Genomic DNA, 9,183 nt, shown 5'->3' on the forward strand with positions numbered 1-9,183 from the left:
GAAAGTAATCGAGAAAGTCGCCACTGAGGAACAAAGAGGGTTTGATCAGGTGGTCAATAGAAAGGCCGGAAAGGATCTGCTCGTTGTCTGGCAGCATGCGCAGCTGGACCTTGCGCCCTGCCCGCTGGTCGGCGCGCAACTCGGCAATGCCATCCCGCAGGTCACGGTTGGCTTCTTCCAGCTCCTGGCGGTAAAGCTGGTTAAGGCGGTTGACCCGTACCCGGTCGAACAGCTTGCCGATAACGTCGTCCAGTGCTCCACGATCGTCTGAACAGGGCTTGAGCACAATATCCGCAGCGCCCGCACGCAGCGCATTGACGACTTCAGGGGCATCTTCGGTGGAGTAGCAGGCGATAATCGGAGTGAAGGTTTCGGCATCTTCCAGCCTGGAGACCAGCTCACCGATGGCGTCCGCTGACATATCGGCGAAGATGATGTCCGGAATATTGTCGTCGAACAGGGCCCGGGCAGAATTCAGGTCCGGATAGCCAGTCACATAAAACCCTCTGGCCTCGAGGTACCGACCCAGTTCCGAACGGGCATGCTCATCCGAATCGATTATAAGAATGCGCTCGGTGCGCGATGTCATGATTATCGCCCTAAACTACCATCGGTAAACGGGAAATTGGCGTTCTGAACTCTATTCTGGCACGCCGCTGTGATATAACAAGACATGTTTGATCTTTTTGGGAGGTTGTAATCCATGAGAAGTGCCGTAAATGATCTGCTGGGCGCCTATGACAAGTTGATCATGGACCCGGTTCATGGCGGCATTCCGCTTTACCGGCATGAAATCAAGGTTATCGACCACCCCCTGTTCCAGCGCCTGCGCAACATTTGCCAGAACGACATCCTCAGCCTGGTGTTTCCCGGCGCCACGCATTCCCGCTTCCTGCACAGCATTGGCGTGATGCACGTGGGAACACGCATGTTCCGCTCGATGATTGACGCTTACCTGCGGGAGCGACAGCTCAGTGACCAGACAGACCTTAGCCTGAGCCAACTGGATGCCATTGATTATCTGGCCAAAACCATTCGCCTGGGCTGCCTGCTGCACGATAGCGGCCACTCCAGCTTTTCCCATCAGTTCACCCAGGCCCGAAGGATTCACGAGCTGATGTCGCGCCCGGACCGTTTCGACGACCTATGGGACGGTGTTGATTACTCGCAGTATCATTCCGAAAGGCCGGAAGAGCTTGAGCATGAGCATTATTCCGTTCGGGTTGCCCACGACGTGCTGTCTTCCATCGATCTGGACTCCGCGGGGCTGGATGCCAGAGACGTTATCGGAATCATGGAAACCACGGATGTCAGCCCCAGTGAAGCCTTCTGCCGCCACGCGTGCACTTTCTGGAATTTCATCGCCGGCGAAGATGCTGAATCCGGCGTGCTCAGCGAAGCCGATACTCCGCGCCTGGTGATGGACCTGCTGTCGTCCATCGTATCAGGGGAAATCGATGCTGACCGGGCCGACTATATGCTCCGTGACGGCTTCCATTCCTCGGTAACTATCGGCGGCTTCAACCTTGACCACCTGCTCAGCAACCTGCGCTTTGGCTGGGATGTGCGTGAGCCCTGGCTCGGCCTTGCCATTACCCAGAAAGGCCTGGGCGCGCTGGAGGACTTTGTTTACAGCCGTCACCAGATGTACCGCAAGGTTTACGCCCATAAAACCGCGCTCGGCTTTGACTGGTTGCTGCGTGAGGCCATCAATGAAGTGCTTGAAGACCCCGAGATTTTCGACTGGGTGGACACCTGCCTCAGCAACATGCGGTATTTCGCGGAACTGACCGACAGTTTCTTCTGGGAGGCGTTTCGCAAGGTAGCAAGAAAGAAGCCGTCGAGTTACTCACGGTGTATTGTGGATCGCATCAAGCTTAATCATCTTGATACCCGTGAAGACCTCTCGGCGCAGGGCATCAGGGACCACAGTAAATGGCTGTCACAGCAGCTGAACCTGGACCCGCAACAGGTGGTAACCTGTTCCATGCGGGCCCGGTTCTCCAACATCCAGGATAATTTCAACGGTATCAAGGTGCTGGTCAGGGATCCGGTCAACCGTACCCGCTCACTGAAAAAAATCACCGATATCAGTGCATTCTTCAGCAAGTTCAGTGACGGCACCATCAGCCACTTCTATGTGCGACCAGACGTGCTCAACGAACACTGAACACGATCCGGCGCACCGTTTAACGCGAAAGTATCTTCTCTGCTAGCCCCAGGGCGCTCTCGAACGCGCCTTCCACCCGGCCTCCGCTCAGCCAGTCTCCGGCCAAACCGATACGCTGGTCGTCAAACCAGCGGAAACCGGGGGTGTCCCGTGAGGAGGATTTCGCATAAAGCCAGCGGTGTGGTATCAGCTCATCAGGCTGTGTTTTGCAGCGGGTAACTTGCTGAAAGGCACTAACCATGTCTGCGGTGACCTGTTCCGGGCTGGTGTCTTCATTCTCGCGGGACCATTCAGGATTGGCATGCAACACCCACCATTGCCCCTCGTCTTCCCTGCCCGGCTTGCTGGAATTGTTGGCAACCCAGTAAAGCACGTCGTCGTCGCAACGCATGCCTTCATAAGGCTGCTCCAGAGACTCGGAAAAATGCGCTGCCACAGCCCAGCAAGGCTGAATGTGGCGAACCGGATCAGACATTTTCTCCTCAAGATCAGTCAGTTGGCTGGTCCTGAAAATATCCTGCGCCTGAGCCGGTGGGGCGGTTATAATGACCGTATCGAAGGGGCCATGGGATTCGCCATTGGCGTCCCGCAGAAGCCATGACTGGTCATCGCGCTCCAGCTGTTCTATCCGGGTTTGCGCGCGAATGTCCACGTGAGAAGAGAGCCCCCTTGTAATGGCAGTCATTCGGGGTATGCCCACATACCGGGTCTCGTCCGGAAAGGATTCCCACTCGCTGCCCTTCTGGTAACCGAACCGGCCATGCCAGATGCCGAAGCTGGCCTCACCTGCATGGTTTGCCAGGAAACGCGTGAACGCAGGATTTCTGGCTGTAAAGTACTGGGCACCTATATCAGCAGATCCTCCGGGTACCCGTTTTGCTGCCATACGGCCGCCGGGGCCACGGCTTTTCTCGAATACCGTGACGGCGATATTTCTCTCTCCCAGCAAACGTGCGGCAGTGAGGCCGGCGAGGCCTGAACCAACAATGGCTATCCGGCGTATAACAGGCATCTGATCAGTTTGGTTAAACATCGTTTATAGTGCATCCAAAATCAGTTGAAGAAACGTAACACAGTAAACCACGAACAAAGGGCAACCAGGGTATGACCCGAGTGCAAAACTGGCTGACAAACATTCTGAGATGGTTCGACTCCACCGCGGGTTCAGATCACCTCGACACGAGCTCAAGAGCTTTCAATTTTCTCAGGGTAGTGCCTTTTATAGCACTTCATCTTGCATGTTTATTGGTGATCATTACAGGCACCAGCACTTTTGCCGTGGCTTTTGCCGCTGCATTTTTTGCCGTACGCATGTTCGCGATCACCGGCTTTTACCACCGATATTTTGCCCACAAAACCTTCAAGACCAGCCGTGTGGCACAGTTTCTGTTCGGCATGCTGGGCGCCAGCGCGGCCCAGCGGGGCCCACTATGGTGGGCCGCTCACCATCGCCACCATCACCAGCATTCCGATGACGAGAAAGATCTGCACTCCCCTCACCAGGGCGGTTTCTGGTGGTCACATATGGGCTGGTTTACCTGCGATGCCGGTTTTGCCATGGACGAGCGTCGGGTGAAGGACTGGATGAAGTTCCCCGAACTGCGTTTTCTCAACCGCTTTGACTCGTTGGTGCCCGCCGCCGCAGCGATTGCCATCTACGCTCTGGGTGAAGCCCTGGCTGCATGGGCGCCGGGGCTGGGGACCAATGGCCTGCAGCTGCTGGTGTGGGGCTTCTTTATTTCCACGGTTGTGCTGTTCCACGCCACGGTATCCATCAACTCCCTCTCCCATGTGTGGGGCAAGCGCCGTTTCGAGACTGACGACGACAGCAGAAACAACGTCTGGCTGGCCCTGATTACCATGGGCGAAGGCTGGCACAACAATCACCATCGCTGGCCGCAATCCGTGCGCCAGGGATTCCGGTGGTATGAGGTAGATATGACCTGGTACGGATTGTGGTTACTTGAGCGACTCGGAATTATCTGGGACATGAACCCGATTCCGGAGCACATTCAGGAAGAAACCCGCCAACTGGACGCCATGAGGAGGAGAAAAACATGAGTACCGCCTCAATTATCGAAATGAGCAACAAGAACACGTCGGTACACGAAACCCTCGGCAGGTTTACTCAGCTTTTCAATAACCTGTGCGCTGGCAATATGGCGGAACTTGGCACTGTCTATGGCGACAATGTGAAGTTTACCGACCCCTTTTCGTCGGTCCAGGGCATTGATGAGCTCACCGAATACTTCACCGACGCCTACGCCAACGTAATTTCCTGCGGCTTTGAGTTTGGAGAGCCAGTGATCAACGGCAGCGACGTCTGCATTCCCTGGGTCATGAACCTGCAGCATAAACGTATCCGCAAGGGCAAATCTGTAAAGGTGGACGGGATCAGTCAGCTGGTTATCCATAAGGGGCGCGTTGTGTCCCACCGGGATTACTTTGACGCGGGCCAGTTACTTTATGAGAACCTCCCCGTCATGGGTGGCGTTATTCGCTGGATAAGGAATCAGGCAGGATGAGCCGGCCGCTTGAATCAACATCGAACATCTGGATCACCGGAGCCAGTTCCGGTATCGGGGAAGCAGTTACCCGGGAAATGGCGCAGCAGGGTCATCGCCTGATCGTAACCGGGCGTAGGCAGGAAGCACTCGACGAGCTGTGCACTCTGGCACCCGAGAGAATGAAAGCAGCCGCTGCGGACACGACGGATCGCGCAGCACTTCAGACTATCAGTGGTGAACTGGAAGCTTTTGGCAGTCTGGATATGGCGATCCTGAATGCCGGCACCTGTGAGTACCTGGAAATCGCAGATTTCGACAGCAGCATCATCGACCACAACGTTACAACCAACGTGGTGGGCACCGCCCGTTGTCTGGATATTGCCTTGCCCGCACTCCGCCGCACAGCAAAACAGGGGCGACCGGCGACCCTGGTTATTGTCAGCTCTTCGGCCTGGTGGTTCCCGTTCGGTCGTGCGGAAGGCTACGGTGCTTCCAAGGCTGCCCTGACCTATTTTGCGCACTCCCTGAGGGCGGACCTGGCATCGGAAGGTATTGATGTCGTTGTGGTGTCGCCGGGCTTTGTGAAAACGCCCCTGACTGACCGCAATGATTTTCCGATGCCCTTCCTGGTGTCAGCAGAAGACGCAGCCACACGAATTGTGAACGGGCTTCGCAACGGAAAAACGGAAATCGCGTTTCCGAAGCGCTTCACATGGACACTCAAACTCCTCGGCGCCCTGCCCCAAGGCGTCATTGACCGCATGGCAGCCAGCATGAGCCGGCAAAGCAGGAAAGAACAGGAATCCAATGGATGAGTAACAACCGTCAACGTATTGCAGTCATTGGCGCTGGTGTTTCGGGGCTGACCACGGCCTGGCTTTTATCGGAAAAGTACGATGTTGAGCTGTTTGAGGCCGGAAGCTACGCCGGCGGCCATACCAATACCGAATCGGTGGCGGCGGGCGGCCGTGAATGGCCCGTTAACACCGGATTTATTGTCTTTAATGACTGGACCTACCCCAATTTCATCAAGTTGATGGACCGCCTGGGGGTGGAATCTGAAGTCAGTGACATGAGTTTCAGCGTTGACTGTCACTCGTCGGGTCTGCAATACAACGGCACCAGCCTGAACACACTGTTTGCACAACGGACCAACCTGTTCAACCTGCCCTTTCTTCGAATGATCCGGGAGATCCTCAGGTTCAACAAGGAATCCCGCGCAGACCTGGCAGCGGGCAAGATCGGTGACGACGAGAGCCTTGGCGAGTACCTTAACCGTAACGGCTATTCCCGCTATTTCCGCAAGTATTACATCGTCCCCATGGGGGCGGCGATCTGGTCTGCGCCGGAGATCGTGCTGGAACAGTTTCCGATCCGCTTCTTTCTGCAGTTCTTCAACAATCACGGCATGTTGTCAGTGGACGACAGGCCAACCTGGCGGGTGATCTCCGGCGGCTCGGCACGCTATGTCGATGCCATGATGGGGCGGCTCAAGGAACACACTCACCTCAATAGCCCGGTCACCTCTGTACTGCGCCAACAGGATAGAGTGCTGGTAACCGTGAACGACGAACAGCAGGAATTCGACCAGGTGGTGTTTGCGTGCCATAGCGACCAGGCTCTGGAAATGATCAAGGACCCCACGCCCACTGAGCTGGAAGTCCTGGGTGCCATTACCTACCAGCGCAACGACGTGGTGCTGCATACCGACAGTTCGGTCCTGCCCTCGAATCGCCGCGCATGGGCCGCCTGGAACTATTTCATACCGCAACACAGCACCGAGCCGGTTTCTGTGACCTATAACATGAACATCCTGCAGAACTTCCACGAAGCTTCGGAAACTTTCTGCGTCACGCTCAATCGCAATAATGATATTGATCCGGATCGGGTCATCAAGCACTTCGACTACGCCCATCCGGTATTCACCCTGGAAGCGGTTGCGGCCCAGAAACGCTACGACGAAATCGGCGGGCACAACCGCAGTTACTTCTGCGGTGCCTACTGGTTCAACGGTTTCCATGAAGACGGCGTTTGCAGTGCCCTTCGGGTAACCCGGGCGCTGGGTGTGGAGCTTTAGTCATGAATGCAGCGGTGCAGGAAACGCTTGTCGATAACCATCTTCGCAGTCAGTGGCTGGAAGGCACCATACGGCATCGAAGAATGACACCCGTGCGCCATGAATTCAGCTACAGCACCGGCATGCTGGCCCTGGATCTTCGCGAATGGCATTCGGTAACCCGTATAAGCCCCTTGTTCTCACTGGAGAAATTCAACTGGCTTTCACTTCGGCGCCAGGACTATTTCCAGCCGGAGAAAGACAACCTGTTGCAGGCCGTGATGAACCAGGTTCAGAGCGCGACCGGCTGGAAGCCCGACGGCCCGGTGGAGTTGATCACCCACCCCCGATATTTCGGTTATGTGTTCAATCCGGTCAGCTTCTATTTTTGCTACAGCGCCGGTGACAGGCCAGAGAACGGCGCAGTTCCGCGGGTTATTCTGGCCCAGATCACCAACACCCCCTGGAAGGACCGACACGTGTACTGCCTCGAAAGCACCGGCGCGGAACCAACCAGCGCCGGCTGGCGTACCGAGCGCTTCGGGTTTGGCAAGCGTTTCCATGTGTCACCGTTCAATCCCATGGACCAGCACTATCAATGGACCTTCAGCTTTCGGGGGCCCGAGGTGCGCATACACATGAACGTGTTTCAGGAGGAAAGTAAGCATTTTGATGCCACGCTGGTAGTCCGACGCACCCCTCTGGATCGTAAAGAACTTCATAGAAGCCTGAGGCAGTTTCCCGTCGAGGCGCTGAAGGTCGTGGGTGGCATTTACTGGCACGCACTAAAACTGAAGCTCAAGGGCGTGCCCTTTTTCTCGCACCCCGACAAGCTTCCCGAGAACGACCCGGCCCACAGGCTCGGAAGTGACGATTCAGGCCTAGATGTTACCGAGGCCGCAGACCGAACAAAGACAACCGGAAAGGTAAGCTCATGGAGAACCTGAACACCTCATTCGAAACGACAGGCGCCGGAAAGCACCTGCCGCTGACCAGCCGCGCTGCGCGGCACCTGGTCTGCCAGCAGTTGTCATTGCTGGAGGACGGTGCCCTGACAATTCGTGAGGCAGGCCAGCAGACCCTGAGTTTTGGTGATGGTAATAGTCGCTTTGAACCAGCGGAGATCATCATCCATGACAGCAGTACCTGGAAGGACCTGCTTACCGGCGGCAGTATCGGCGCGGCCGAGTCTTACGTCGCAGGTGACTGGTCAACGCCGGACCTGGTTGCGCTGTTGCGCTTCTTTACCCGCAACGTGGATCGAATGAATGAATTCGAGGACAGGTTCAGCTGGATTACCAAGCCTGCGCTCAAGGGGCTGCACTGGCTGAACCGGAATACCCGGGAGGGCTCCCGCAAGAACATCAGCGCCCACTACGATCTGGGCAACGACCTGTTCGAAACCTTCCTTGACCCGACCATGATGTATTCCTCGGCTATCTATCCGCGAGCAGAGGCTACGCTGGAGGAAGCAGCGGTCCACAAGCTGGACAGCATCTGTCGCAAGCTGGACCTTGGCCCGGGCGACCAGGTGATGGAAATCGGCACAGGCTGGGGCGGCTTTGCGGTGCACGCCGCAAAACATTATGGCTGTCACGTGACCACCACCACGATTTCCGCCGAGCAGCTGCAACTGGCAAAAGACCGAGTGAAAACGGAAGGCCTGGAAGACAGGATCACGCTTCTGTTCGAGGATTACCGGGATCTGGAAGGCCAGTTCGACAAACTGGTGTCCATTGAGATGATTGAAGCGGTCGGGCCCCAGTTTCTGGACAGCTATTTTTCCCAGATCAGCCGTTTGTTGAAGCCGGACGGGCTGGCACTGGTGCAGGCCATCAACATGCCGGAGCAACGCTATGCCCGAGCACTGAAGAACGTGGATTTCATCCAGCGCTTTATATTCCCGGGCAGTTTCATTCCCTCTTTCGGGGCCATGCTGGGTTCCGTTCGCACCGGCTCGGATCTGGTAATGACTCACGCAGAAGACATCGGGTTCCATTACGCCCGCACCCTGCACGACTGGTGTGAGCGGTTCATGGAAAACAGCGAAAAGCTGCACGGCCAGGGCTATGACGAGGCCTTCCAGAGACTTTGGCACTTCTATTTCGCCTATTGCGAGGCAGGATTCAGCGAACGGGCCATTGGCGTGTCCCAGATCGTGTTTGCCAAGCCCGGGAACAAACGCGCGAATATCCTCAGCGTATGATCCAGTCAGATACGGTTCGCAACACAATTAATTTCGTACTTTTCCAGGCCGGATGGTTCGCCTGCGTGCTGTTCCCGGGCCTGCCGGCAGTCGGATTCGTCCTGTTGCTGGTCGGATTCCATCTTGTATTTATCAGCCAGCACCGTTTTATCGAACTTCAGTTTATCGGTGCAGGTACCGTTATCGGCGGTGTGCTGGATGGTATCTGGTTCCAGACCGGCATTCTGGATGACGGAAGCGGCAG

At 56.2% G+C, this 9,183-nt stretch carries 10 protein-coding genes; 8 read left to right on the plus strand and 2 right to left on the minus strand.

Going from position 1 to position 9,183, the window contains the following annotated elements:
* A partial coding sequence (locus tag ACESMB_RS13610; RefSeq protein ID WP_372971819.1) for a response regulator occupies nt 1-589 on the minus strand: 589 nt, incomplete at its 3' end.
* A gap of 114 nt (nt 590-703) precedes the next feature.
* Between ACESMB_RS13610 and ACESMB_RS13615 the strand changes: the two genes are divergently transcribed.
* Nucleotides 704-2,170, plus strand: coding sequence for an HD domain-containing protein (locus ACESMB_RS13615; protein WP_372971820.1), 1,467 nt, complete (start codon nt 704-706; stop codon nt 2,168-2,170).
* A 19-nt stretch (nt 2,171-2,189) separates the two neighbouring features.
* Here the strand turns inward: ACESMB_RS13615 and ACESMB_RS13620 are convergent, their stop codons facing one another.
* A complete protein-coding gene (locus ACESMB_RS13620; RefSeq protein WP_372971821.1) occupies nt 2,190-3,182 on the minus strand; it encodes an NAD(P)/FAD-dependent oxidoreductase in 993 nt (330 codons plus the stop codon).
* A gap of 92 nt (nt 3,183-3,274) precedes the next feature.
* Here ACESMB_RS13620 and ACESMB_RS13625 point away from each other — a divergent pair, with 92 nt between their 5' ends.
* From ACESMB_RS13625 to ACESMB_RS13655, 7 genes are all read left to right on the plus strand, one after another.
* Nucleotides 3,275-4,231, plus strand: coding sequence for an acyl-CoA desaturase (locus ACESMB_RS13625; RefSeq protein WP_372971822.1), 957 nt, complete (start codon nt 3,275-3,277; stop codon nt 4,229-4,231).
* Nucleotides 4,228-4,695, plus strand: coding sequence for a nuclear transport factor 2 family protein (locus ACESMB_RS13630; protein WP_372971823.1), 468 nt, complete (start codon nt 4,228-4,230; stop codon nt 4,693-4,695). The genes ACESMB_RS13625 and ACESMB_RS13630 overlap by 4 nt, the downstream gene beginning before the upstream one ends.
* Nucleotides 4,692-5,492, plus strand: coding sequence for an SDR family NAD(P)-dependent oxidoreductase (locus ACESMB_RS13635; RefSeq protein WP_372971824.1), 801 nt, complete (start codon nt 4,692-4,694; stop codon nt 5,490-5,492). Before ACESMB_RS13630 ends, ACESMB_RS13635 begins: the two co-directional genes overlap by 4 nt.
* Nucleotides 5,489-6,754, plus strand: coding sequence for an NAD(P)/FAD-dependent oxidoreductase (locus tag ACESMB_RS13640; protein ID WP_372971825.1), 1,266 nt, complete (start codon nt 5,489-5,491; stop codon nt 6,752-6,754). Before ACESMB_RS13635 ends, ACESMB_RS13640 begins: the two co-directional genes overlap by 4 nt.
* 2 nt (nt 6,755-6,756) lie before the next feature.
* A complete protein-coding gene (locus ACESMB_RS13645) occupies nt 6,757-7,680 on the plus strand; it encodes a DUF1365 domain-containing protein (RefSeq protein WP_372971826.1) in 924 nt (307 codons plus the stop codon).
* Nucleotides 7,668-8,939: a class I SAM-dependent methyltransferase gene (locus ACESMB_RS13650; RefSeq protein ID WP_372927244.1), complete on the plus strand. Its 1,272-nt coding sequence runs from the start codon at nt 7,668-7,670 to the stop codon at nt 8,937-8,939. Before ACESMB_RS13645 ends, ACESMB_RS13650 begins: the two co-directional genes overlap by 13 nt.
* Nucleotides 8,936-9,183 (plus strand): DUF2878 family protein (locus tag ACESMB_RS13655; RefSeq protein WP_372971827.1); only part of this gene is annotated, 248 nt, incomplete at its 3' end. The genes ACESMB_RS13650 and ACESMB_RS13655, both read left to right, overlap by 4 nt.

Origin of the sequence: Marinobacter sp., assembly GCF_041686475.1 — a bacterium.
GTDB lineage: Bacteria > Pseudomonadota > Gammaproteobacteria > Pseudomonadales > Oleiphilaceae > Marinobacter.